The sequence below is a fragment of the Actinomadura sp. 3N407 genome (assembly GCF_052245875.1).
Lineage (GTDB): Bacteria > Actinomycetota > Actinomycetes > Streptosporangiales > Streptosporangiaceae > Spirillospora.
Genome location: NZ_JBQQBP010000001.1, coordinates 495,405 through 518,145 on the forward strand (window position 1 = coordinate 495,405; position 22,741 = coordinate 518,145).

Annotated in this window: 23 protein-coding genes; 13 read left to right on the forward strand and 10 right to left on the reverse strand. The window is 71.9% G+C overall.

Annotation, left to right across the window (positions count from 1 at the left end; all coding sequences use genetic code 11):
• Window positions 1–57 precede the first annotated feature (57 nt).
• Window positions 58–684, reverse strand: a complete 627-nt coding sequence (locus ACTWPP_RS02250; protein ID WP_443102335.1) for a cob(I)yrinic acid a,c-diamide adenosyltransferase — start codon at window positions 682–684, stop codon at window positions 58–60.
• 71 nt (window positions 685–755) lie between these two features.
• Between ACTWPP_RS02250 and ACTWPP_RS02255 the strand changes: the two genes are divergently transcribed.
• The 5 genes from ACTWPP_RS02255 to ACTWPP_RS02275 all read left to right on the forward strand — a co-directional run bounded on the left by ACTWPP_RS02255 (window position 756) and on the right by ACTWPP_RS02275 (window position 8,062).
• Window positions 756–2,348, forward strand: a complete 1,593-nt coding sequence (locus ACTWPP_RS02255) for a GMC family oxidoreductase (protein WP_443102336.1) — start codon at window positions 756–758, stop codon at window positions 2,346–2,348.
• Between the two features lie 173 nt (window positions 2,349–2,521).
• A complete protein-coding gene (locus tag ACTWPP_RS02260; protein WP_443102337.1) occupies window positions 2,522–3,907 on the forward strand; it encodes an FAD-binding oxidoreductase in 1,386 nt (461 codons plus the stop codon).
• A 500-nt stretch (window positions 3,908–4,407) separates the two neighbouring features.
• The gene (locus ACTWPP_RS02265; RefSeq protein ID WP_443102338.1) at window positions 4,408–5,727 is read left to right on the forward strand and encodes a DUF1264 domain-containing protein; all 1,320 of its coding nucleotides are present in this window, start codon (window positions 4,408–4,410) and stop codon (window positions 5,725–5,727) included.
• 17 nt (window positions 5,728–5,744) lie between these two features.
• On the forward strand, window positions 5,745–7,142 hold the full coding sequence (locus ACTWPP_RS02270) for an MBL fold metallo-hydrolase (RefSeq protein WP_443102339.1): 1,398 nt from the start codon (window positions 5,745–5,747) through the stop codon (window positions 7,140–7,142).
• A gap of 47 nt (window positions 7,143–7,189) precedes the next feature.
• On the forward strand, window positions 7,190–8,062 hold the full coding sequence (locus ACTWPP_RS02275) for an NAD(P)-dependent oxidoreductase (protein ID WP_443102340.1): 873 nt from the start codon (window positions 7,190–7,192) through the stop codon (window positions 8,060–8,062).
• Between the two features lie 23 nt (window positions 8,063–8,085).
• On the opposite strand, the gene ACTWPP_RS02280 is transcribed toward ACTWPP_RS02275, so the two are convergent.
• On the reverse strand, window positions 8,086–8,532 hold the full coding sequence (locus ACTWPP_RS02280; protein WP_443102341.1) for a MarR family winged helix-turn-helix transcriptional regulator: 447 nt from the start codon (window positions 8,530–8,532) through the stop codon (window positions 8,086–8,088).
• A gap of 78 nt (window positions 8,533–8,610) precedes the next feature.
• On the opposite strand from ACTWPP_RS02280, the gene ACTWPP_RS02285 reads away from it, so the two are divergent.
• Entirely contained in the window at window positions 8,611–9,282 is a 672-nt protein-coding gene (locus tag ACTWPP_RS02285) for a hemerythrin domain-containing protein (RefSeq protein ID WP_443102342.1), read from the forward strand.
• A 207-nt stretch (window positions 9,283–9,489) separates the two neighbouring features.
• On the opposite strand, the gene ACTWPP_RS02290 is transcribed toward ACTWPP_RS02285, so the two are convergent.
• From ACTWPP_RS02290 to ACTWPP_RS02320, 7 genes are all read right to left on the reverse strand, one after another.
• On the reverse strand, window positions 9,490–9,984 hold the full coding sequence (locus ACTWPP_RS02290; protein ID WP_443102343.1) for a GNAT family N-acetyltransferase: 495 nt from the start codon (window positions 9,982–9,984) through the stop codon (window positions 9,490–9,492).
• A gap of 53 nt (window positions 9,985–10,037) precedes the next feature.
• Window positions 10,038–11,537, reverse strand: a complete 1,500-nt coding sequence (locus ACTWPP_RS02295) for an aldehyde dehydrogenase family protein (protein WP_443102344.1) — start codon at window positions 11,535–11,537, stop codon at window positions 10,038–10,040.
• Between the two features lie 99 nt (window positions 11,538–11,636).
• Window positions 11,637–12,425, reverse strand: coding sequence for a site-2 protease family protein (locus tag ACTWPP_RS02300; protein ID WP_443102345.1), 789 nt, complete (start codon window positions 12,423–12,425; stop codon window positions 11,637–11,639).
• Window positions 12,426–12,497: 72 nt separating this feature from the next.
• Window positions 12,498–13,082: a TetR/AcrR family transcriptional regulator gene (locus tag ACTWPP_RS02305; protein ID WP_443102346.1), complete on the reverse strand. Its 585-nt coding sequence runs from the start codon at window positions 13,080–13,082 to the stop codon at window positions 12,498–12,500.
• Window positions 13,083–13,113: 31 nt separating this feature from the next.
• On the reverse strand, window positions 13,114–13,521 hold the full coding sequence (locus tag ACTWPP_RS02310; protein ID WP_443102347.1) for a DUF3224 domain-containing protein: 408 nt from the start codon (window positions 13,519–13,521) through the stop codon (window positions 13,114–13,116).
• Between the two features lie 43 nt (window positions 13,522–13,564).
• Entirely contained in the window at window positions 13,565–14,245 is a 681-nt protein-coding gene (gene nucS, locus ACTWPP_RS02315; RefSeq protein ID WP_443102348.1) for an endonuclease NucS, read from the reverse strand.
• A gap of 41 nt (window positions 14,246–14,286) precedes the next feature.
• Window positions 14,287–14,895 (reverse strand): TetR/AcrR family transcriptional regulator, encoded by a 609-nt coding sequence (locus ACTWPP_RS02320; RefSeq protein WP_443102349.1) that lies wholly within the window; start codon window positions 14,893–14,895, stop codon window positions 14,287–14,289.
• Between the two features lie 143 nt (window positions 14,896–15,038).
• Between ACTWPP_RS02320 and ACTWPP_RS02325 the strand changes: the two genes are divergently transcribed.
• The 3 genes from ACTWPP_RS02325 to ACTWPP_RS02335 all read left to right on the forward strand — a co-directional run bounded on the left by ACTWPP_RS02325 (window position 15,039) and on the right by ACTWPP_RS02335 (window position 17,986).
• Window positions 15,039–17,162, forward strand: coding sequence for an MMPL family transporter (locus ACTWPP_RS02325; protein WP_443102350.1), 2,124 nt, complete (start codon window positions 15,039–15,041; stop codon window positions 17,160–17,162).
• A 112-nt stretch (window positions 17,163–17,274) separates the two neighbouring features.
• The gene (locus ACTWPP_RS02330; protein WP_443102351.1) at window positions 17,275–17,463 is read left to right on the forward strand and encodes a hypothetical protein; all 189 of its coding nucleotides are present in this window, start codon (window positions 17,275–17,277) and stop codon (window positions 17,461–17,463) included.
• Window positions 17,464–17,599: 136 nt separating this feature from the next.
• Window positions 17,600–17,986 (forward strand): SCO5389 family protein, encoded by a 387-nt coding sequence (locus ACTWPP_RS02335; RefSeq protein ID WP_443102352.1) that lies wholly within the window; start codon window positions 17,600–17,602, stop codon window positions 17,984–17,986.
• Between the two features lie 63 nt (window positions 17,987–18,049).
• On the opposite strand, the gene ACTWPP_RS02340 is transcribed toward ACTWPP_RS02335, so the two are convergent.
• Window positions 18,050–19,144 carry an LLM class flavin-dependent oxidoreductase gene (locus ACTWPP_RS02340; RefSeq protein ID WP_443102353.1) on the reverse strand — a complete coding sequence of 365 codons (1,095 nt, stop codon included), beginning with the start codon at window positions 19,142–19,144 and terminating at the stop codon, window positions 18,050–18,052.
• A gap of 54 nt (window positions 19,145–19,198) precedes the next feature.
• On the opposite strand from ACTWPP_RS02340, the gene ACTWPP_RS02345 reads away from it, so the two are divergent.
• The 4 genes from ACTWPP_RS02345 to ACTWPP_RS02360 all read left to right on the forward strand — a co-directional run bounded on the left by ACTWPP_RS02345 (window position 19,199) and on the right by ACTWPP_RS02360 (window position 22,740).
• Window positions 19,199–20,773: a 3-hydroxyacyl-CoA dehydrogenase family protein gene (locus ACTWPP_RS02345; RefSeq protein ID WP_443102354.1), complete on the forward strand. Its 1,575-nt coding sequence runs from the start codon at window positions 19,199–19,201 to the stop codon at window positions 20,771–20,773.
• A gap of 15 nt (window positions 20,774–20,788) precedes the next feature.
• Complete coding sequence (locus ACTWPP_RS02350) at window positions 20,789–21,103, forward strand: ATP/GTP-binding protein (RefSeq protein ID WP_443102356.1); 315 nt, start codon at window positions 20,789–20,791, stop codon at window positions 21,101–21,103.
• An 8-nt stretch (window positions 21,104–21,111) separates the two neighbouring features.
• Window positions 21,112–21,834 (forward strand): alpha/beta hydrolase, encoded by a 723-nt coding sequence (locus tag ACTWPP_RS02355; RefSeq protein WP_443102357.1) that lies wholly within the window; start codon window positions 21,112–21,114, stop codon window positions 21,832–21,834.
• Between the two features lie 114 nt (window positions 21,835–21,948).
• Complete coding sequence (locus ACTWPP_RS02360; RefSeq protein ID WP_443102358.1) at window positions 21,949–22,740, forward strand: alpha/beta fold hydrolase; 792 nt, start codon at window positions 21,949–21,951, stop codon at window positions 22,738–22,740.
• The last annotated feature ends 1 nt before the right edge of the window (window position 22,741 follow it).

Consider the following 22,741-nt stretch of genomic DNA (forward strand, 5'->3'; position numbering starts at 1 on the left):
GTCACCAGGAGGTGAGCCGGTCTCCGGGGGGTGGGGTTAGCCCCACCCCCGCACCCGTCAGCGTTCCCCGCCGGGCTTCCACAGAACGTCGCCGTGCTCGGCGTTGGCGACGCGGCACAGGATGAACAGCAGGTCCGACAGCCGGTTGAGGTACTTGGCGGTCAGCGGGTTCACGCCGCCCTCCGCCGCGTCCGGGTCGCCTTCGGCGGCGGCTCCGTGGGCCTCGACGGCCGCCCAGGCCGAGCGTTCGGCACGCCGCGAGACCGTCCTGGCCACGTGCAGCAGCGCCGCCCCCGGAGAGCCGCCCGGGAGGATGAAGCTGCGCAGCGCGGGCAGGCTCTCGTTGTGCTCGTCGCAGGCCGCCTCCAGCCGCTCGACATAGGACGGCTCGACGCGCAGCGGCGGGTACTGCGGGTCCGGGATGACGGGTGCGCACAGGTCGGCGCCCACGTCGAAAAGGTCGTTCTGGACGCGGGTCAGCAGCGTGACCACGTCCTCGGGCAGGGAGCCGAGTGCGATCGCGGTGCCGATCGCGGCGTTGGCCTCCTCGACGTCCGCGTAGGCGGCCAGGCGCGGATCCGTCTTGCGGGTACGGGACGCGTCGCCGAGCGCGGTGGTGCCGTCGTCCCCCGTCCGCGTGTAGATCCGCGACAGCACGACCGGGTTGTCCGTGTTCTTCGCCATAGCCAGAACCCTAGCGCCGTCGCACGTCGAAGCCCGTTCGGTAGGGTTTCGGAAAGACCCCGGAGGCCACCGTGTACGACTACATCATCGTGGGAGCGGGCAGCGCGGGCTGCGTTCTCGCCGCCCGGCTGACCGAGGACCCCTCGGTGAAGGTCCTGCTGCTGGAGGCGGGCCCGCCCGACGACGCGCCCGAGATCCACATCCCGGCGGCCGTGGCCTCGATGATCAAAGGTCCGTACGACTGGGACTACGCCACCGTCCCGCAGGAGAACGCCGCCGGACGCAGCGTGTACTGGCCGCGGGGACGCACGCTGGGCGGCAGCTCGTCCACCAACGCGATGATCTACATCCGCGGCGCCCGGCACGACTACGACACCTGGCGCGACTCCTACGGCTGCGACGGCTGGGGCTATGAGGACCTGCTGCCCTACTTCCTCCGCGCCGAGGACCAGCAGCGCGGCGAGATCCCCTACCACGGCGTCGGCGGCCCACTCCGCGTCGAGGACCTGCGCTACAAGCACCCGCTGACCCGCGCCTGGGTGCAGTCGGCCAAGGCGTACGGACTGGCCGCGAACCCCGACTTCAACGGCGCCGAGCAGGACGGGGTGGGCTTCTACCAGGTCACCCACAAGCGGGGCAGGCGCTGGTCGACCGCCGCCGGCTACCTGCACCCGATCGAGCACCGCCCGAACCTCACCGTCGTCACCGACGCCCTCGCCACCCGCGTGGTGATCGAGGACGGCCGCGCCACCGGCGTCCGCTACGAGGCACGCGGAGATACCATGCTGGCCCGCGCCGAGGCCGAGGTCGTCCTGTCCGGCGGTGCGGTGAACAGCCCCCAGCTGCTCATGCTCTCCGGCGTCGGGCCCGCCGGCCACCTGCGCTCCGTCGGCATCGACGTCCTGGTCGACTCCCCGGTCGGGCAGCGGCTCCAGGACCACCCGTTCGTGAACGTCATGTTCGCCACGCCCCGTAACAAGGCCCTGTGGGAACTGGCGAACGCCCGCTCCCTCGCCCTCTACCAGGCCCTTGGGCGCGGCCCCTACGCGTCCAACATCGCCGAGGCGGGCGGGTTCGTCCGGACGGTCGAGGGGCTGCCCGCGCCCGACCTGCAGTACCACGTGCTGCCCACGCCGTTCGTCAACCAGGGACTCACCGAGACGTCCGAGCGGCTCCTGTCGGTCATGGTCACCGCGATCTCCATCGCCGGCCGCGGCGCGCTGACCCTCCGCTCGGCCGCCCCCCGCGCCAAGCCGCTGATCGACCCCGCCTACCTCGCGGACAAGGCCGACCTGGACATCCTGGTCGCCGGTGTCCGCCAGGCCCGCGAGATCGCCGCGTCCGGGCCCCTGGCGTCCCTGATCGGCGGTGAGTGGGCCCCGGGCGAGCAGGTCGAGTCCGACGAGGCCATCACGGACTTCGTCCGCCGCGAGGTCGCGACGCTGTTCCACCCCACGAGCACCTGCGCGATGGGCACGGGCGATGCGGTCTGCGACCCCGAACTCCGCGTACGCGGCGTCGAGGGCCTCCGCGTGGTGGACGCCTCCGTCATGCCGGCGGTCCCGCGCGGCAACACCAACGCCCCCACCATCGCGATCGCCGAACGCGCCGCCGATCTCATCCGCGGCCGCACCGTCCTCAAACCGGCCAACGCCCCCAAATAGGGAACGTCCCATCCGGGCATCGGGGGGCAGTATTTACCCTTTGCCCGGTTGTGGGGGGATTGAGCTGGGGTGATGCTGGTGGTAACCGCCCGCCGGGAGGGGCCCGGCGGGGTCATCGATACCACGGGCGCGCGCGATGCAGGGGTGTGCCGCGGCCCGTCGGGGGAGGCCTGATGGAGGCCACGGTTCTGGAATCCATGCGGACTACGCTGCGCGGCCCGGTCCTCGGCCCACAGGACTCGGAGTACGTCCGGGCCCGCGCGATCTACAACGCGATGATCGACACATGTCCCGCCGCCATCGTCCGGTGCGCCGACGCCGCGGACGTGATGGCGGCGCTCGGCCTCATCCGCGAGGCCGGTGCTGAGGCGGCCGTCCGGGGCGGCGGGCACAGCGGCCCCGGCCTGTGCCTGGTGGAAGGCGGCGTGACCATCGACCTGTCGCCCATGCGCTGGGTCCGGGTCGATCCGGACGCGGGCACGGCCGAGGTCGGCGGGGGAAGCCTGATGAGCGACCTGGACCACGCCACCCACGGGTTCGGGCTGGCCACGCCCGCCGGGATCGTCTCGACGACCGGGGTCGGCGGCCTCACGCTCGGCGGCGGCCACGGTCATCTCACCCGCAGGTACGGCCTCACGGTGGACAACCTGCTCGCCGCCGACGTCATCCTGGCGGACGGCACATGGGTCACCGCGTCCGAGTCGCGGAACCCCGACCTGTTCTGGGCGCTCCGGGGCGGCGGCGGAAACTTCGGTGTCGTCACCTCGTTCACCTACCGGCTTCACCCGGTGGACACCGTCGGAGTGGGCATCACCGCGTGGCCGATCGACGCCACACGCGAGGTCCTCCGGTGGTATCGCGACTTCCTGCCTCAGGCGCCAGAGGAACTGAGCGGCTTCTTCGCCGTCATGGTCATCCCTCCCGGGCCGCCGTTCCCCGAGGAGATCCACGGCAGGAAGATGTGCGCCGTCGTCTGGTGCTACACCGGCGACCCGGACGATCTGGAGGACGCCCTCGCGCCGGTGAGCGAGCCCGGCCGTCCGGCGTTCCACTTCACCAGCCCGATGCCCTATCCGGTGCTCCAGTCCATGTTCGACGACCTCATTCCGGCCGGCCTGCAGTGGTACTGGCGGGGTGACTTCTTCGACCGCCTCACCGACGAGGCCATCGACGTGCACCACAAGTACGGCTCGGAGATCCCCACCGACCTGTCCACCATGCACCTGTACCCGATCGACGGCGCGGCCCACCGGGTGGGCAGGGACGACACAGCCTGGAGCTACCGGGACGCCACCTGGTCCGGCGTCTACGCCGGCATCGACCCCGATCCCGCGAACGCCGCGACCATCCGGCAGTGGTGCGTGGACTACTGGGAGGAACTGCACCCGTACTCGATGGGCGGCTCCTACGTGAACTTCCTCGGCGCGGACGAAAGCGAGGACAGGATCCGGGCCACCTACCGTGACCACTACGCGAGGCTGGCGCAGATCAAGGCCGAGTACGATCCCGACAACTTCTTCCGGGCGAACCAGAACATCAACCCGGCCGCACACGGCTGACGGCCGTCCCGGACGGTGCCGGGAAGACGGTGCCGGAAATGAGGAGCGCCCCCGTCCGGTCGGACGGGGGCGCTGTGCGAGTACAGGCCGCGGGCGTCACCGCTTGAGCGCCTTCGCGATCCGGACGCGGCGCGCCCTCTTCGCCTCGTCCCGCAGTACCCGCACACGGTCTTTGATGATCACGTTGCTGAACTCCGGCCGGTTCATGTCCTTCTCCTTGTTCCCGCCGGGCCCCTCTTGGCCCGACGTGTACAAGGTTCGTCCTAAGCCCCCACCCCCCACATTGGGACGACGCCTTATTCAGGCGCCTCAGACCGCCTTAGATCCGCGCCCGCCTCCCGAAGGGGCCTCAGAACTCGCGCGGTCAGGCTGAGAGCAGCCGACCGCAGGCGCCGCCGGCATCCCGGCCGGGGCGGCGAGGAAGGGGGTGGACAGGCGGGCCCGTGGTCTGTCACGATCCGGCCCATGATCTATGAAAGGGGCGTCGCCGCCCCCCTCCGGTGAGCGTCTTCGCGCAGCGGGAAGCTGCCGGCATCCGTGCGGAATGGCTCGGGCATCTGCTCTCAACCGCGCCCGCCGACCGTCCGGCCGCCGAGGCCGCCATCTCCGAGCTGTACAGGCTGAGCGGGCTCGATCCACCGCGATTCCACTGGGTCGCCTCGCCCCTGGCCGCCCTCGAAACCGTCCCGCCCGGCGTACGGCTGCGGGCGTCCGAGACCGTGGACCGTTTCGCCGACTGGTCCTGCGGCTGGTGGTGGCCGCGCGAGCACGTCTGCGTCGTCTCCGAGCGGCCCGTCGAGATCCACACCGAGGTCTGGGGCGACGAAGGGCGGGTGCGGCTGCATCGCCCGGACGGTCCCGCGCTCCGTTTCGCCGACGGCTGGGCCGTGCACGCCTGGCCCCGGCGGATCATCCGCCGGGGCCGGAAGTGCGACGGTTCCAGCCGGTGCCGCACCGGGCCGGTCGCCCTGGGGTGCGAAACGCGTGTTTGCGGGTACGGCAGGCCCCAGTCCCCAAGTGGAAGCGACCGCAGCCCGGCCGTTCGCGGGGCCGGGACCGAGAGGCGAGGGGTAACCATGGCCGTCAACCCGATGATCAAGGATCGTGAGAGCCCCGCACCGGCCGGACGGGGCAAGGGAGGCTGGCTGGCCACCTTGGAGCAGGGCGCGAACCTGCTGCAGGAGGCGACGCCGCTCAAGGACTTCGACGTCTACGTCGTCGGCTTCCACTGCGCCAAGGGAGAACCCGACTTCCAGATGGAAGCCCACCACTACTGCCGCGTGGTCAACGACGACCTGCTCCAGTGCGTCCTGTTCGACGGCAACACCAGGGACGCCAACCTCATCGGCATCGAGTACATCGTCTCCGGCCGGCTGTTCGAGACCATGCCCGCCGAGGAGAGGCCCTACTGGCACCCGCACAACTTCGAGGTGCTGTCCGGGCAGCTCGTCGCGCCCGGTCTGCCCGACGCCGCCGAGAAGGCGTTCATGAAGCGGCTGATGAACTCCTATGGCAAGACGTGGCACACGTGGCACACCAGCGGTCACGGCGAGGAGCCGGGCATGGATCTGCCCTACGGCGACCACAAGCTGATGTGGTCCTTCAACCGTGACGGCGAATGCGATGAGGATCTGCGCCGTGCCCGCAACGAGGCCATGGGCGTGGACACCGACGCCAAGCGCTCCGACCGCCAGTCCTTCCTTGAGATCGCCCGGCCCCAGTGGGGCGTCGACGCGATGAAGGACGACTTCCCCGACACCGCGCCCATCCCGGGGGTCACCGATGTTCGTGACGCGGGTCCGCCCGGCACCAAGTCCTGACCTGGAGGTGCGGCCCGATGTTCTTCCAGCAGTTCTATCTCGAAGGTCTGGGGCACGCTTCGTACCTGCTGGGATCGGAGCAGACCGGAGAGGCGCTGGTGTTCGATCCCCGGCGGGACGTCGACGACTACCTGGCGCAGGCGCGTCGTCGGGGGCTGCGTATCCGGTACGCGCTGGACTCCCACGGCCACAACGACTACCTGTCGGGGGTGACGCAGCTCGTGGCCCGCACCGGCGCGCAGGCGCTCGGCGCGGCCACGGCGGACCTCGGCTACCACCACCGGCCCCTGCGCGACGGGCAGCAGGTCGAGATCGGGGAGATCGGCATCGAGGTGCTGCACACCCCTGGCCACACCCCCGAGCACATCAGCCTGCTCGTCTACGACCGGGACATCGGGGCGGAGGAGCCGGCGCTGCTGCTGTCCGGCGGTGCCCTGCTGGTCGGGGATCTGGCCCGGCCCGACCTGCTCGGCGGGCGCGCTGAAGCCGAGGAGGCCGCACGGGACCTCTGCGCCACCGTGCAGAACAAGATCCTTTCTCTGCCCGACCATGTGGAGGTCTTCCCGACGCACGTGGCCGGGTCGCTGTGCGGCGGCAGCATCGGAAGCCGGCTGTCCACCACGGTCGGCTACGAGCGGCGCACCAACGCGGGGCTCGCCGAGGCGGGCGACGCGACGCGGTCCGCCGAGGACTGCCTGCGGCTGGACGATCTGCCCGCCGCGCCGCCTTACTGGCGCCGGATGCGCGCGAAGAACCTCGCGGGGGTCGAGCCCATCGCCTTGATCGAGGAGCCCGCCGCCCTGCCGGTGGGGCAGGTCGAGCAGGCCCGTGACGACGGCGCCGTGGTGCTGGACGTGCGCGCGCCGGAGGCGTTCGGCGGGAGTCACGTCCCCGGCGCGCTCAACGTCGGTCTCGGCTCGTCCTTCGCCACCTGGGCGGGGACCGTGCTGCCGGAGGACGCCCGGGTGCTCCTCGTCGTGGACCGTCCCGAGGACGTGTGGACGGTGGCCTGGGACCTGCTGCGCATCGGCTACGACCCGCCCATCGGCTGGCTGGCCGGCGGCATGACCGCGTGGCGCACCGCCGCCGAACCGCTGGGGCGCATCCCGCAGATCACCGTCCATGAACTCCACGACCGCCTGGGGGCCGGCGAGGTGAACCTGCTGGACGTCCGACAGCCCGCCGAATGGTCCGCCGGGCATGCTCCCGGCGCCGCCTTCATCACCGGCGCGGACCTGCCCGAGCGGCTCGACCGGGCGCCCGGCGGCAAGCCGCTGGCCGTCACCTGCAGCTCCGGGTACCGCTCCTCCGTCGCCGCGAGCCTGCTCGCGGCGCACCGGGACGTGCCGGTCCTCAACGTCCTCGGCGGGATGACGGCGTGGAAGGCCGCCGGGTTTGACCTCAACTCAACTTGAGGTCATACGTTCGGCGGCAGGTAAGGCGACCGTCTGAGGGGATGTCCATGACCACGACGACCACTCCCATCACCGTATTGGGGCTCGGCCAGATGGGATCGGCCATCGCCGGGACCTTTCTCGAAAGCGGCCATCCGACGACGGTTTGGAACCGCACCGCCGGCAAGGGCGAAACCTTGGGCGAGGCAGGTGCCTCGGTGTCCGCGACCGCGGCCGAGGCGGTGCGCGCGAGCCCGCTCGTGGTGGTCTGCCTCCTCGACTACGAAGCGGTCGACGAGGTTCTGGCCGGGGTCGGCGACGCGATCGCCGGCAAGGCGCTGGTGAACCTCACGAGCGGCTCTCCCGGCCGGGCACGGACGACCGAGCGCTGGGCGGCCGAGCACGGCGCCGACTACATCGACGGCGGGATCATGGCCGACCCGCCGGACTTGGGAACGTCCAACGCGTTCCTCTCCTACAGCGGGTCCCGCGAAGCGTTCGATGCCCACGAGGCGACGCTGCGGGAGTTGGGCAACAGCACGTTCTACGGCAGCGACGCCGGATTGGCCTCCGTAGAGTTCATGGCGCAGGTCGCGATCGGGTACGAGATGCTCATCGGCTTCCTGCACACCCTTCGGCTGGTGCAGGCGGAAGGGGCCGATGTGGCGGAGTTCGCCGAGCGTGTCGCGGAGTCGATGGCCGGCGGCTACCGGCCGTTGCTCTCGGCGATCGGAAAGGCGGTCCGCGACGGCGAGTTCCCGCCGGACATGGGCCCGTTGTCGGTGCAGGCCGCTCTGATGGACGACCTGATCGACCACCGGCGATCCCTCGGCGTGGACGTGACGCGGATGCGCGAGGTCAAGAAGCTCATGGACGAGCGGATCGCCGCCGGCCACGGCGACGAGGGCTTCTCAAGCCTGTTCGCTCTCCTGGGCGGCTAGGCGGTCGAGGTGCCGCTTCGGGCCTAGCGGCTGCCTTCTTGTCCTTCCAGCCGGTCGAGTTCGGTAAGGAGCCGGCGCAGCAGGGCGCGGGCGGTCGCGGCGCCATCCTGCGGGAGGGCGCGGGCGAGCGTGCTGTTGACCGTCCCGGCGCGAGCCGTGAGTTGGCTCAGGGCCTCGCGGCCGCGCGCGGTCAGGGTCAGCAGGGGAGAACCGCGGTGGTCCGGGTTGGGTTCGTAGGCCGCGTGCTCGAGCGTGACGAGATCGTTGGCGACGCGCTGCACGTTCTGCCGGCTCACGCCCAGGCGCCGGGCCGCCTGCGGCACGGTCAGGGGCGTCTCGGACACCGCACTCAGGACCTGCCAGCGCGCCTGGGTCAGCCCCTCGGACTGGGCGGTGCGTTCCCCCAGGCGACGTAGTGCTCCGGCCGTCTCGAACACGTCGGCGATCAGCAAGGCGATCTCGTCGGACACCCGACCTCCTAGACAACATGTTGTCTTAATGACATCTTGGTGTCAGTCTAGCCGGGTGTTCAGACGGAAGGAAACGCCATGCCGAAGATCGATCTGTACCGCAATGTCCATATGGGCCAGCGGCAACGCCTGTTCACCCTGGCGATCGAGCTGGGTTCCGCGGACGCCGACGACACCACCGGACTCTCCGCGCTGACCGGCCGCTGCCTGGCCATGACCCGGGAGCTGCGCGAGCACGCCGAACACGAGGACTCCTTCGTCCACCCGCTGCTGCGTGAACAGGCGCCGGCAGCCGCCAAGGCTCTCGACACCGAGCACGAACGCCTCGAAGCCGCGCTGGACGACCTGGACGCACAGGCCCGCCACCTGCCCGACGTCCCGCCCGAGGACCGAGGCGAGGCCCGGCACCGCGCATACCTGGCGCTGAACGGACTGATCTCCGCATACTTGGCCCATCTGGACGCCGAGGAGACGATCGCGATGCCCGCCCTGCAAGAACGATGCAGTGACGAGGAACTACAGCGCGTCTTTCACGCCTTCCAGGCATCGCGGACACCTGAGCAGCGGATGACGGATCTGCAGGAAATGCTGCCCGCACTGCCGCCGTCCTCCCGGGCGTCCATCGCCCGCCAGGTCCTCGGCGCCGGTCCCGCGGCGCAGGCCGGGCGGACGCTGCGCCTGCTCGCCGCCCCCCTCGCCCCGGCCGACCGGACCAGGCTCTACGACGACGTCGGTGCCCCCGAGTCCTGAGCCCGTTGCCCGCGGCGGGCGGAGCCGGAGCCACCGACCGCGCGTACCAAGGCAGGAGGGGACGCCCGCGTCCGAGCCGGCGATCTGCGCTGGGCGGCTGGCGGTCACCGCTGGACGGCGCGGAGAACCACCGCAGTTCGCGGTGGTGATGGCCGGCCTCCGCGTCGCCCGGCCCGGCGGAGGACACGATCGCTTCTGAAGGACGCTCTAGGCGACTTCCACGAAACCCAGCCGGTCGTACAGGTGCCGGGCGCGGCGGTTGCGGCGGGTCACGGCGAGGGACAGGGTGTCGTGGCCCTGCTCGGCCAGGGTGTACATGACGGCTTGGATCAGGCCCCGTCCGAGACCCCGTCCGCCATGGGACGGGCTGACGAACAGGAACGCCAGCAGCGGGAGGTCCTTGTAGAGGGTGACAAGGGCTCCGGCTACGGGACGTCCCTCATGATCGGCGACGAACGATGCCTCACGCAGGAAGGTGCCGTATTCGCCGTCCAGTGTGAGCTGGATTTCGCGTACCGCGCCTTCGCGGTCGCCTACGTCGGCCTCGTCGGGGGTGCCGCGGTAGGCGTCCCACATGAGGGTGGCGAGCGCGGGGATGTCGTCGCCGGTGAACAGGCGGAAGCCGCGCGGGGGCGGCGGCGCCGCGTGCAGGGGCGCCTGGAGGCGGCTGCGAACCGGTGCGCCGAACGTCCCTGATGGCATGGTTTCGAGTCTAGGCCGCGCCCCCGCCGGGTTCCGGCGGGGGCGTGCGGGCGTCAGCGCTTGTACCGGCGGCCGTGGACCATGTTGATCAGGCCGAGGACGCGGGCCATCTCCTTCTCGGTGCGGGAGAAGGAGGTCAGGTTCATCGTCGCGAACCGCTGCCGGGTGATGGCCTTCGGACGGGTGAACTCGCGCAGGCCGTCCGCGCCGTGGATGCGCCCGAAGCCGGACTCGCCGACGCCGCCGAACGGAAGGGCGGCGACGCTCGCGAACGCGGCGAACGCGTTGATGGACGTCATGCCGGAGCGCATCCGGCGGGCGACGTCCAGGGCGCGGGACTTGTCACCGGAGAAGATCGTCCCGGCGAGGCCGTAGCTGGTCGTGTTCGCCTTCTCGACGGCCTCGTCGAGGTCCTTCACGCGGTGGACGGTGATGGTCGGGCCGAACGTCTCCTCGCGGACCGCGGACGAGTCGTCCGGCACGCCGGTGAGGACGACCGGCTCCACGTACGGCTTGCGGACGGACTCGGCGCCGCCCACGACGGCCGTGCCGCCCTTGTCCAGGGCGTCCTTGATGTGGCGCTCGATGATGTCGAGCTGGGACGGCATCGTGATCGGGCCGTAGGCGGCCTCGCGGTCGAAGCCGGGGCGCAGGTCGCGGGCCTTGTCGGTGAGCTTGCCGAGGAACTTGTCGTAGGCGTCGTCGACGACGTAGATGCGCTCGACGCCGATGCAGGTCTGGCCGGCGTTCGACATGGCGCCCCACAGGGCGGCGTCGGCGGCGGCGTCGAGGTCGGCGTCGGAGTCGACGATGCAGGCGTCCTTGCCGCCGCACTCGGCGACGATCGGGGTGAGGTTCTCCGCGCAGGCGGCCATGACGCGCTTGGCGGTGCGGGCCGAACCGGTGAAGGCGACCTTGTCGATGTCCGGGGAGGCGGCGAGCGCCGCGCCGGTCTCGCCCAGCCCGGTGACCGTCTGCAGCACGGGGTGCTCGGGGACGACGGCGGCGACGAGTTCCTCAAGGAGCACGCCCACGCCGGGGGTGAACTCCGACGGCTTGAACACGACGGCGTTGCCGGCCGCGAGCGCGTAGGCGATCGAGCCCATCGGGGTGAAGATCGGGTAGTTCCACGGGCCGATCACGCCGACGACGCCGAGCGGCTGGTACTCCAGCACGCACTTCTGGTTGATCGCCATGAGGCCGGGGTAGACGGTGCGCGGGCCGAGGATCTTCCGGGCGTTGCGGGCGGCCCAGTCCAGATGGGAGATCGCCATGATCGTCTCCAGCTGGGCGTCCTGCAGCGGCTTGCCGGTCTCCTGGTGGACGAGCTCCGCCATCCGGTTGAGGTTGCGGGCGAGCGACCCCTTGATGTTCAGCAGCCGGAGCCGGCGCTCCTTCCAGCCGAGGGCGCGCCACCAGCCGGCCGCCTCCCGGGCGCGCTCGATCGCCGCGGCCACGGCGGCGGCGTCCTGGACGGGATGCTCGGCGACGACCTCGCCGGTGGCCGGGTTCAGGGACGCGAAGGTTTCGGCGCTCTCCGTGGCCACGGACATGAGGAACCTCCCGGGAGGAGCCTGGTAAGTGATTGCTTGCAGCGATGTACTCGCTAGTAAATCACCCTATGCCCCGGGGCGGCACCCCGGCTCGGGACGTCAGTTCTCCCACCACTGGAAGAGCGAGTGCCCGAACTGGATCGGGAACTCCTCCAGCCCCAGCGCGCCCGTGATGTTGAAGATCACGTCGAAGAAGGCCCCGTTGATCGGCCCCAGCCACAGCAGGGCGATCAGGATGAGGAAGGCGTACCCGCCGTAGGGGGCGACCTTGTCCACCCACCGGCGCGGCAGATACGGCTCGATGATCCCGAAGCCGTCCAGCCCGGGGATCGGCAGCAGGTTCAGGACCGCGGCCGTGACCTGCAGGAACGCCAGGAACGCCACACCCAGCCAGAACACGCCGTGATCCTGGTGGGCGAAGTTCTTGTAAAGCACCGCCAGCATGATCGCGAACAGCGCGTTGGACAGCGGGCCAGCCGCCGAGATCAGGCTGTGCCGCAGCCTGCCCGGGATCCGGTGCCGCTCGATCCAGACGGCGCCGCCGGGCAGCCCGATGCCGCCGAGCACGATGAACACCACGGGGATCAGGAAGCTGAGCGTGATGTCGGAGTACTTCAGCGGGTTCAGCGTGAGGTAGCCCTTGGAGACCACACTGCGGTCGCCCGACCGGTAGGCCATGTACGCGTGCCCGAACTCGTGCAGGCACAGCGACAGCATCCACGCCGCCAGCACGAACCCGAACAGCGCGAGCCGCGCGGGCTTGGCCGGATCCTCCCCGTACCGCCAGGCGATCAGGCCGCACAGGACCGTCGCCCCCACGATCGCGAGGAATACCGGGCTCGGCCGGACGGCCGCACCCCCCCGCGTCCCGTGCGCAGTCCCCTCCATCGCCTCGGCCCCTCTCGCCACACCGTTCCGCCGGCGCCCCGTCCAGTCTTCGAAGCTACCTTCTCGCCGGAGTCACGGTGCCGCGATCACCGGAACGACATAGGTGCGCAGGAAGCGGCGCAGCCCGTCGGCGTCCCGGTCCCGGTCCATGACGATCAGCGAGGTGATGATGCGGAAGAGGAACTCCACCGTCCCCTCCACGTCGATGTCGGCCCTGAGCGTCCGCTGCCGCTGCGCCTGCTCGAAGTAGGGCCGCACGTAGTCGCAGCACAGCGCGAGGACGTGCTCGGCCGCACCGGCCACCGCCGCCTGCATGTGGCCCGCCGCCTCCGGCACGAGGAAGTGCGCGATGGTCGGCTCGCTGCGGACGTACTCGACCGCGTCCAGCGTGCCCTCGACGATCGCCTCCGGCACCGACCGCTCCCGGCGCAGCCGCTCGGCGAGCCGGTCCAGGAACCGGCGCAGGTCGCGGACCACCACGGCCAGGATCAGCTCGTCCCGCCCGCCGGTGACGCTGCGGTACACCGTCGCCCGGGACAGCTTCGCCGCGGCCGCGATGTCCTCGACCGTGGTCTTGTCCACGCCGAAACGGCCGAAGCACTCCTCGGCGGCGTCGATGATCCGCTCGCGCGTCGCGTCGGTGCTGACCGGGGACATGCCTGCACATTACCGGCCGCCCGCGGGACGCTCAGTCCAGGGAGTACTCCAGGGCCCAGGTGTGGGCGCCGTCCTCGGTGACGGTGATCTGGCCGACGCCGCGGATGCCCGTGAGCTCGCCGGTGCCGGACGTGGGGACGATCAGCCACCGCAGCCACTGGGTACCGGGCGTCCCGTCCTCGCTGCCCGCGCTGTGCTGCAGGACGAAGGTGCCCTCGCGTCCGTGCAGGATGCCCTGGACGTGCTCGATCCCCACGTAGGCGACGGGCCCGGCCGCGGACTCCACCGTGATCAGTTCGGACGTGCTCGTCCCGACGAGGTCGCCGTGGAACGTCTTGCGGACGCCGACCCGGGTCAGCCTGGTGCCGCCCCGCTCGTCATAGGGCTTGTCGGCGTCCCAGGCGTCGATGTCGAAGCTGCCGCCGGCTTGAAAGGTCATGCCGCAATGATGCCCGTCCGCACCGGCATCGCGGGAGGACCGGTCAGAACAGGGTGCCCTCGTGTTCGATGCCGCGGAGCGCGTCGTAGTCGAGGGTGACGCAGTCGATGCCGCGGTCGGTGGCGAGGACGCGGGCCTGCGGCCTGATCTCCTGGGCGGCGAACACGCCGCGGACGGGCGCGAGGTGCGGGTCGCGGTTGAGCAGCTCCAGGTAGCGGGTGAGCTGCTCGACGCCGTCGATCTCGCCGCGCCGCTTGATCTCGATGGCGACGGTGGCGCTGCCCTCGTCCCGGCAGAGGATGTCGACGGGGCCGATCGCGGTGGGGAACTCCCGGCGGATCAGCGACCATCCGTCCCCGAGCGTGGTGATGTGCTCGGCGAGCAGTTCCTGGAGATGCGCCTCCACGCCGTCCTTCTGCAGGCCGGGGTCCACGCCGAGTTCGTGGCTGGTGTCGTGCAGGATCTCCTCGATCGTGAGGATGAGCCGCTCACCGGACTTGCCGTGCGTGATCGTCCAGCGGGCGACGGCGCCGTTCTCCTCGTAGCTCTCCTCGCGCAGCGAGCAGGGCGGGTTCATCCAGTTGAGGGGCTTGTAGGCGCGGTCGTCGGCGTGGACGCTGACGCTCCCGTCCGCCTTGATCAGGATCAGGCGGGGGGCCATCGGCAGGTGGGCGGTGAGCTTGCCGGCGTAGTCGACACTGCACCGGGCGATAACGAGACGCACGCCGCCCAACTTTAGCGGCGCCGCCGGGCGCGCGGGCCGGATCAGCCGTGGACGGCGAGGGCGACGACGGCGGCGATCAGGCGGTCGAGGTCGGCGCGGTAGGCGTCGTCGCCGACGATGAGGTGCCGCATGGCGAGGCCGTCGAAGGCGTTGAGGAAGAACCGGCCGAGCGCCTCGGCGCCGGTGGCGAGGGCGACGCCGGTCTGCTCGGCGAGCCCGGTGACGAGGTCGGCGGCGGTGCGCTCCATGGCGTGCTGGTGCTTGCGCAGCGCCTCGCGGATGTCGGGGTCCCGGAGGCCGTAGGTGGTGAGCTCGTTGTAGAGGGCATAGCGGCCGGGACGCTCGGCGTAGGTGTCCCAGAGCGCCCAGGCCATGATCCGCACCGACTCGGCGAACCCTTCCGCGCCGGGCGCGGCCTCGTCGGGCGCGGCTGTGCAGACCCGGTCGATCATCTCGGCGGCGAGCTGCTCGATGACCGCGCCGTACAGGTCGCGCTTGGTGCCGAACGTGTAGTGGACGGTGGCCTGCGCGACGCCGAGTTCGGCCGCGATGGCCCGGGTGCTGCCGGCCTCGACGCCCTTGCGCGCCATCAGGTCGATGGCGGCCTCGACGAGCTGGGGACGCCGTTCCGCGGCGGGGACGTGGGCCATGCCGCCCAAGGATACCGAGGTCGCGAGGCGGTGACCGACGTCACCTTGTCGCTCGACTTGTTCGAGTGACTCAGTCGATCGTACAGTCGTCCCGGTGCGCCCGCACGGCGGGGAGGGCGCACAGCTATCGAGGGGGGACGACGATGACGAATCTGCTGCACCGGCTGGGACGGCTCGCCTACCGGCGCCGCGTCGCGGTCCTGGCGATCTGGCTGGCGCTGCTCGGCGCGCTCGGCGGCGCGGCCGCCGTCTTCGCGGGTCAAACCAGTGAGGAGTTCCGCGTCCCGGGGACCGAGGCACAGGCGACGCTCGACCGCATCGCCGGGAGCCTGCCCGAGTACGCCGACGCGTCCGGACGGGTCGTCCTCGCCGCGCCGCCGGGGGAGCGCATCGAACCGCGGGACGTGCGTCCGGCCGTCCAGGCGATCGGCCGGGTGCCCCGTGTCGCGCGGGCCGTGGACCCGTTCGCCGCGCGGGCCGTCTCACCCGACGGGCGGATCGCGCTCGTCCAGGTCGTGTTCGACCGTCCGGCCGGCGAACTGGAGGAGGCGCCGCGCGACGGAGTGCGCGACGCGGCGGCGCCGGCCCGGGACGCCGGGCTGAGGGTCGAGTTCGGCGGGGACGCCTTCGCACCGCCCGTCGAGGTCGGCGGCGGCGAGATCATCGGTGTCGGCGTCGCCGTCGTCGTGCTGCTGATCACCTTCGGGTCGCTGGTCGCCGCCGGGCTGCCGCTGCTCAGCGCGCTCGCCGGGGTCGGCATCGGGATGGCCGGGCTGTACGCGCTCACCGGCCCGCTGGAGATCATCTCCACCGCCCCGGTGCTCGCCCTCATGATCGGCATGGCCGTCGGGATCGACTACGCGCTGTTCGTGCTGTCGCGCTACCGGCAGAACCTCGCCGCCGGGGCCGGCCACGAGGACGCCGCCGCGCACGCGACGGGCACGGCGGGCGGCGCGGTGGTGTTCGCGGGCGCCACGGTCGTGGTGGCACTGGCCGGGCTCGCCGTCGCGGGCGTCCCGTTCCTCACCGTCATGGGCCTGTCGGCGGCGAGCGCGGTGATCGTCGCGGTGTTCGCCGCGATCACTCTGCTGCCCGCGCTGCTCGGCTTCGCGGGCGGCGCCGTCACCCGGGTCCGGGTGCCCGGACTGCGCGGGGGCCCACGGGACGGGACGGGGTTCGGCGCGCGGTGGGCACGGCTCGTCGTCCGCAGGCCCCTGCCGGTCCTGCTGGCCGGCCTCGCGGTCACCGGGATCATGGCCGTCCCCGTGCAGGACCTGCGGCTCGGCCTGCCCGGCGGCGGCTCCTACGCCGAGGGCACCGGCGCCCGCCACGCCTACGACCTGACCACCGAGGGGTTCGGACCCGGCTTCAACGGCCCGCTGATCGCCGTGGTGAACGGCGGGCCGGACGCCGCGCGGCGGGCGGCCGCGCGCATCTCCGCCCTGCCCGGCGTCGCGGCCGTCCTGCCGCCGGACGCCTCCGCCGACGGGCGGACGGCCGCCGTGCCCGTCATCCCCGAGCACGGCCCGGACACGCGGGCCACCGAGAACCTGGTCGAGGCGATACGGGACGAGCCGGGCATCGCCGTCACCGGCACCACCGCCGCGAACATCGACGTCTCCCGGAAGCTCCGCGACGCCCTCCCGCCGTTCCTCGCCGTGATCACCGTCATCTCGATGCTGCTGCTGACGCTGGCGTTCCGGTCCGTGCTGGTGCCGCTCAAGGCCGTCGCCGGGTTCCTGCTGAGCGTCGGGGCGTCCCTGGGCGCCGTCGTCGCCGTCTACCAGTGGGGCTGGCTGGCCGGCGCCGTCGGGGTGCCGAAGGTGGGGCCGGTGGTCGGCTTCCTGCCGATTCTGCTGATCAGCGTGCTGTTCGGCCTCGCGATGGACTACCAGGTCTTCCTGGTGTCGCGGATGCGCGAGGAACACGCCAGGGGCGCCGCGCCCCGCGCCGCCGTCGTCACCGGCTTCACCGACGGCGCGCGTGTCGTCACCGCCGCCGCCCTCATCATGATCGCGGTGTTCGGCGGGTTCGTGATCGGGGACGACCCGATCGTCCAGCCGATCGGCTTCGCGCTCGCCGTCGGCGTCGCCGTGGACGCCTTCGTCGTCCGGATGGGCCTCGTCCCCGCCGTCATGGCGCTGCTCGGCCGCGCCGCGTGGTGGTTCCCCCGCCGCCTCGACCGGGTCGTCCCGCACGTTGACCTGGAGGGCACGGCCCTGCCGGAGCCGGAGCGGACGCCCGGACCCGCGGCCGTCCGCGGCTAAGGCGGTGTCCCCGCGGATCTAAGGCGTCGTGCCGATGTGGCGGCGGACGCCTTAGGGCGAGCCTTTGGATGTCGGGCCCGGTTCGATGGCCCGGCATCCAGGAGGAGGGGCCGTGTTCCACCACGACATCATGCAGTCGATCATGCGGGAGCGGGCCCGTGAGCTGCGGGCGGAGGCCCGGGCCGTGCACGCCGGCCGGCTGGCGCGCCGGGCCCGCGAGTTCTGGGCGGACCGCGCCGAGCGGGCCGTCGCCCGTCCGGTCCGGCGGTCGCCCGGGCACGGCGCGGAACCCGCGCGTTGACCCGACCCCGGCCGGCCGCCCGGCCGGGGGCGGCCACGTAGCGGAATGAAAATCTTTGTCAAGCCTGGAATTCTCCGGGCGTCGTGATTAGCGTCGCGTGTGGGAGTCATCCTCCGTCTGGCGAAAGGACCCCCGCATGTCTCTTGACGTGACCCCGGAACTCCTGGAGACGGCGCAACAGGGCGAGGTCGGCGACGCGGCGTTCGTCGAGTGCATCAGAACGTCCCTCCCGTACGCGTGGGACATGATCAGCGGGCTGGTGGCGCGGCTGCAGGTGGACGGCGGCGACTTCGCCGACAACCTGACGCCCCCGCCGGACGAGCAGGCCCGCGGTCAGCTGCTCCGCGTCCTCGCGAGCGACGCCATGCGCGACGCCCTGGAACGCTACTTCGGCGTCAAGCTCGCCTTCCAGAACTGCCACCGCGTGGCCGTCTTCCCGACCGGCGAGTCGAACGCCTACCGGACGTTCGTGACGGCCAGAGAACAGATCCTCAACCAGTCCCCCGAACTCCGCGACTGCTGACCGATTCGCTGACTCGCGGCGTGTCGCCCTGAGCGCGGCCTCATCAGGGCGGCACGGCGCGAGTCAACGTGTGGCGGCGCGGACCTTCGGGAGAACGTCGGTGCCCAGCCGGGCGATGTTCTCCAGCGTGGCGGCGCGGGAGCCGGCGGCTTCGACCAGCAGGATCAGGTGCCGGATTCCCGTGCGTTCGACGGTGGTCACGAGAGACTCCACGCAGTCGTCCGGTGAGCCGACCGGATGCAGGTCGCACATGAGGCGCGTGTAGGCGACGGGGTCGCGGGACGGCCGCGGACGGTCGTCGACGGGCACATATCCCTCCAGGCCTGGGCCCAGCCAGCGCGGCATCTCGTCCATGAGGGTTCTGACGGCTTCTTCTCGTGTGTCGGCGACCTGGGCCACGTGAGTGGAGATGTGCGGGGCGTCAGGCAGACCGTGACGGGCCACTGCGGCGGCCTTCTCGTCCGGGCCTACATGCATCCCCAGCAGCATCGGCAGATCGCGCTCCGCCGCCAGCGTCTCGGTGGCCGGGGACGTGCAGGCGACGGTCACCGGCGGCGGGACAAGCGCGCGCGGGACGACCGGCACCTCACGGAAGCGGAACTGCTCCCCGGACCATGCGACGCGGTCTGAGTGCAGCCAAGACAGAAGAAGGTCCAAGGATTCGGCGAAGCCTTCCTCATAGCGGGGGAGGCCGGTGCCGAACACCTCCAGGTCACGCCACGGCCCGCCGCGTCCGACCCCCAGGCGGAAACGGCCGCCGGACAGCAGCGACAGCATCGCCGCCTCCTCGCCCAGCGCCACCGGGTGCCGGCTGGACAGCACGCTGACCGCCGTCCCGACATGGACGCGGCCGGTGCGGGCCAGGATGTGCCCGGCGAGGACGGTCGCCGACGGGACGACCCCGTACGACATGAAGTGGTGCTCGGCCAGCCACACGTCGTCGAACCCGGCCCGTTCGGCGGCGACGGCGGCCTCAACGGTCCGCGACAACGCGGCGGCGTCATCCTGGCAGACCGGGCGGAGCTCGTCCTTTGGTTGGTGGTGGGTGGGGGCTGGAGGACGGTCGTCCGGGCGGAGCTCGTCGTTTGAATGGTGGTGGGTGGGGGCTGGAGGACGGTCGGGGAAGCGGGTGGCGAGGAGGAAGATTCCGAGGCGCACGTCCCCGTCGTACCCGCCCTCGTGCGCACGCGAGCGCTTTGGGAGACTGCCGTCATGACTGGTGGTTCGTTCAGCAGAGTCGGAGTCGTCGGACTGGGCACGATGGGCGCGGGCATCGCCGAGGTGCTGGCGCGCGGCGGCCTCGCCGTCGTCGGCATCGAGGTGAACCAGGACGCGCTGGAACGCGGGCGCGGGCATCTGGAGGGCTCGACCGGACGGGCCGTCAAGCGCGGGAGGCTCACCGAGGACGCGCAGCGCGAGATCCTCGGCCGGGTCGCGCTGTCGACCGACTTCGCCGACCTCGGCGACTGCGACCTCGTCATCGAGGCCGTCCCGGAGCGGCTCGACCTGAAGCGCAAGGTCTTCGCCGAACTCGACCGGGTGTGCCGGGACGACGCCGTCCTCGCCACCAACACCTCGTCGCTGTCGGTCACCGACATCGCGGTCACCACCGGACGCCCCACCAAGATCGTCGGCGTGCACTTCTTCAACCCGGCGCCCGTGATGAAGCTCGTCGAGGTCATCGCGACCGTCCTGACCGAGCCCGACGCCGTGTCCCGCGTCGCCGGGCTGGTGGAGGGCCTCGGCAAGACCCCGGTGACGATCGGGGACCGCGCCGGGTTCGTCGCGAACCGGCTGCTGTTCGGATACCTGAACCAGGCCGCGGCGATGCTGGAGTCCGGGCACGCGACCCGCGACGACATCGACACCGCGATGAAGGCCGGCGCGGGCCTGCCGATGGGCCCGTTCACCCTCATGGACCTGATCGGCCTCGACACCTGCCTGGAGGTGCTCGAAGCGATCTACGCCGAGTCGCGCGACCGGCGCCACGCCGCCTCCCCGCTGCTGCGCGAGCTCGTCACCGCCGGGCTCCTCGGCCGCAAGACGGGCCGCGGCTTCTACACCTACGGCGAGTCCGGCGCCGAACCCGGGGCGGAGGCCGCCGGCGGCCCGAAGCCGGTCGTGGGCATCGTCGGCGTCGGTCCCCTCGCGGACGCGATCGCCGCGCTGTGCGACCGTGCGGGCGCCGAGGTCCGCGACTCCGCCGCCCGTTTCGCCGACTGCGACCTGATCGTCGAGGCCGCGGAGGACGCCGAGGCCGGGCGGGCGCTGCTGTCCGCCGCCGCCCAGGCCGCCAAGCCCGGGACGGTGCTGGCCGTGACGTCGGTGTCCGGCCCGGTGATCGAGCAGGCGATGGCCACCGGCCGTCCCGCCGACGTCGTCGGCCTGCACCTGCCGGACCCGGCCGGGACGCTCGCCGAGGTCGCCGCCACGGTCGCCACCGACCCGGGGATCGCCGACCGGGCCGCGGCCCTCGCCGGACGCCTCGGCCTCACCGCCGTGCGCTGCCGCGACCGCGCCGGCTTCATCGTGGACGCCCTGCGCTTCCCGTACCTGAACGACGCCGCGGCGATGCTCGGCGCCGGATACGCCGACGCCGACTCGATCGACGCCGCGATGACGCTCGGCTGCGGCTACCCGACCGGCCCGATCGCCGACCTCGACCGGCTCGGCCTGGACCGCGCGGTCACCGTCCTGCGGGCCCTGCACGCCGAGACCCGCGACCCGGCCCTGGCCCCCACCCCTCTCCTCACCGAACACGTGACCGCGGGAAGCCCGCTCCGCTGAAATATCCTCGACGTCATGAGCCCCCGGAAGAATCGCCGTGCACTGTCTGGACGTCCCTCGCGGGGCGGCGGCGGAGCGTGGGCTCAGGAGACCGAGGAGGGCCCGGACGGCGAATGGATCGTCCGGGCGGTCTCCGGGGCCGCCGCGACCAAGGCGTACCGGTGCCCGGGGTGCGACCAGGAGATCCCGGGGGGCGTCGCGCACGTCGTCGCCTGGCGGGCGGACGACCGGGGCGGCGAGGACCGCCGGCACTGGCATCGCCCCTGCTGGCAGGCTCGGGGCAAGCGTTCGCCCCGCGTCATGCGTTCGCGTGACGCGCCTCGTTACTAAGGAGACTCATGGCGGAGATCAGGGCGGCCACGGTGCTGCCGGCGCGGCGCGAGGAGATCACGCTGCACACCTCGGACGGGCTGGAGCTGGTCGGCGAGCTGGCGCTGCCCGCCGGGGGCCCGCCGGTGGCGACGCTGGTGTGCCTGCATCCGCTGCCCACCGCCGAGGGCATGATGGACAGCCACGTCCTGCGCAAGGCGTCCTACCGGCTGCCGGCGCTCGCCGGGGTCGCCGTGCTGCGGTTCAACACGCGCGGGACGACGTCGGCGCGCGGCACGAGCCAGGGGGAGTTCGGCGAGGGGGAGACCGAGCGTTTCGACGTGGCCGCGGCGCTGGAGTACTCCGAGTACCACGATCTGCCGCGCCCGTGGCTGCTCGGCTGGTCGTTCGGCACCGAGCTGGCGCTGAAGTGGGGACGTGACCCGCTTGTCGAGGGCGCGATCCTGCTGTCCCCGCCGCTGAGGCGCGCGGGCGACGCGGACCTGGACGCCTGGGGCGCCGACGGGCGGCCCGTCGTGGCGCTGGTCCCGGAGTTCGACGACTATCTGCGTCCGGCGGAGGCGCGGGAGCGGTTCAAGCGGGTCCCGCAGGCCGAGGTGGTCGCGGTGGACAACGCCAAGCATCTCTGGGTGGGCGAGCCGTATGTCCGGATCGTCCTGAACGAGATCGTCAAGCGGGTCGCTCCGGCGGCGGCCCCGCTCCCCACTGAATGGGACGAATTGGACGAATAACCTCATGCGGCCGATCGCGGCCACTCTCGTCACGTACGACCCGATAGCGGGTAACGATGGCTTAGCGATCGCGTTCACGGCGCCCGACCGGGACGCCGCCCGGAGGGACCGCCCATGACCGTGCAGCTGTACGCCAGGGATGTCGGAACCGGCACGCCACTCGTCCTGCTGCACGCCTTCCCGCTCTCCTCGGCGATGTGGCTCGGCCAGCGGGAGGGCCTCGCGAACCGGTTCCGCGTCATCACCCCCGACCTGCGCGGCTTCGGCGGTTCCGTACTCGGCGACGACGAGCCGTCGATCGACGCGATGGCCGACGACGTCGCCCGCATGTTCCGGCGCCTCGGCGTCCGGCGGGCCGTCGTCGGCGGGCTGTCCATGGGCGGCTACGTGGCGATGGCGCTGTGCCGGCGTCACCCCGACCTCGTCCTCGGCCTGGTGCTGGCCGCCACCCGCGCCGCCGCCGACGCCGAACCCGTCCGGGAGAACCGGCTGCGGCAGGCGGGGCGCCTCGAAAGCGACGGCACCACCCAGGTCCTGGTGGACGAGGTGCTGCCCGGCCTCCTCGGGCCGACCACGTTGCGCCGGCGCGCCCTCGTCTACGGGCGCGTCCGCGGCCTCGTGCAGTCCACCCCGCCGCGCGCCGCCGCGTGGGCGCAGCGTGCCATGGCCGGACGCGCGGAGGCGTTCGACACGCTCCGCGGCCTGCGGGTGCCCGCCCTCGTCATGATCGGGGACGAGGACGCGCTGGCCACCGAGGACGAGGCCCGCGCCATGTCCGACGCGCTTCCCAACGCGGAACTGCTGGTCATGCCGCGCGCCGGGCACCTGTGCGCGGTGGAGCAGCCGGATCTGTTCAACCAGGCCGTGGCGGAGTTCACCGCCGCCCTGGCCCGCACGAGCCGCTGAG

Coding starts and splice junctions, on each gene's coding strand:
- ACTWPP_RS02250 (WP_443102335.1), bottom strand. CDS start 684: ATGGCGAAGAACACGGACAACCCGGTCGTGCTGTCGCGGATCTACACG.
- ACTWPP_RS02260 (WP_443102337.1), top strand. CDS start 2,522: ATGGAGGCCACGGTTCTGGAATCCATGCGGACTACGCTGCGCGGCCCG.
- ACTWPP_RS02270 (WP_443102339.1), top strand. CDS start 5,745: ATGTTCTTCCAGCAGTTCTATCTCGAAGGTCTGGGGCACGCTTCGTAC.
- ACTWPP_RS02275 (WP_443102340.1), top strand. CDS start 7,190: ATGACCACGACGACCACTCCCATCACCGTATTGGGGCTCGGCCAGATG.
- ACTWPP_RS02285 (WP_443102342.1), top strand. CDS start 8,611: ATGCCGAAGATCGATCTGTACCGCAATGTCCATATGGGCCAGCGGCAA.
- ACTWPP_RS02290 (WP_443102343.1), bottom strand. CDS start 9,984: ATGCCATCAGGGACGTTCGGCGCACCGGTTCGCAGCCGCCTCCAGGCG.
- ACTWPP_RS02295 (WP_443102344.1), bottom strand. CDS start 11,537: ATGTCCGTGGCCACGGAGAGCGCCGAAACCTTCGCGTCCCTGAACCCG.
- ACTWPP_RS02300 (WP_443102345.1), bottom strand. CDS start 12,425: ATGGAGGGGACTGCGCACGGGACGCGGGGGGGTGCGGCCGTCCGGCCG.
- ACTWPP_RS02305 (WP_443102346.1), bottom strand. CDS start 13,082: ATGTCCCCGGTCAGCACCGACGCGACGCGCGAGCGGATCATCGACGCC.
- ACTWPP_RS02310 (WP_443102347.1), bottom strand. CDS start 13,521: ATGACCTTTCAAGCCGGCGGCAGCTTCGACATCGACGCCTGGGACGCC.
- ACTWPP_RS02320 (WP_443102349.1), bottom strand. CDS start 14,895: ATGGCCCACGTCCCCGCCGCGGAACGGCGTCCCCAGCTCGTCGAGGCC.
- ACTWPP_RS02325 (WP_443102350.1), top strand. CDS start 15,039: ATGACGAATCTGCTGCACCGGCTGGGACGGCTCGCCTACCGGCGCCGC.
- ACTWPP_RS02335 (WP_443102352.1), top strand. CDS start 17,600: ATGTCTCTTGACGTGACCCCGGAACTCCTGGAGACGGCGCAACAGGGC.
- ACTWPP_RS02345 (WP_443102354.1), top strand. CDS start 19,199: ATGACTGGTGGTTCGTTCAGCAGAGTCGGAGTCGTCGGACTGGGCACG.
- ACTWPP_RS02350 (WP_443102356.1), top strand. CDS start 20,789: ATGAGCCCCCGGAAGAATCGCCGTGCACTGTCTGGACGTCCCTCGCGG.
- ACTWPP_RS02355 (WP_443102357.1), top strand. CDS start 21,112: ATGGCGGAGATCAGGGCGGCCACGGTGCTGCCGGCGCGGCGCGAGGAG.
- ACTWPP_RS02360 (WP_443102358.1), top strand. CDS start 21,949: ATGACCGTGCAGCTGTACGCCAGGGATGTCGGAACCGGCACGCCACTC.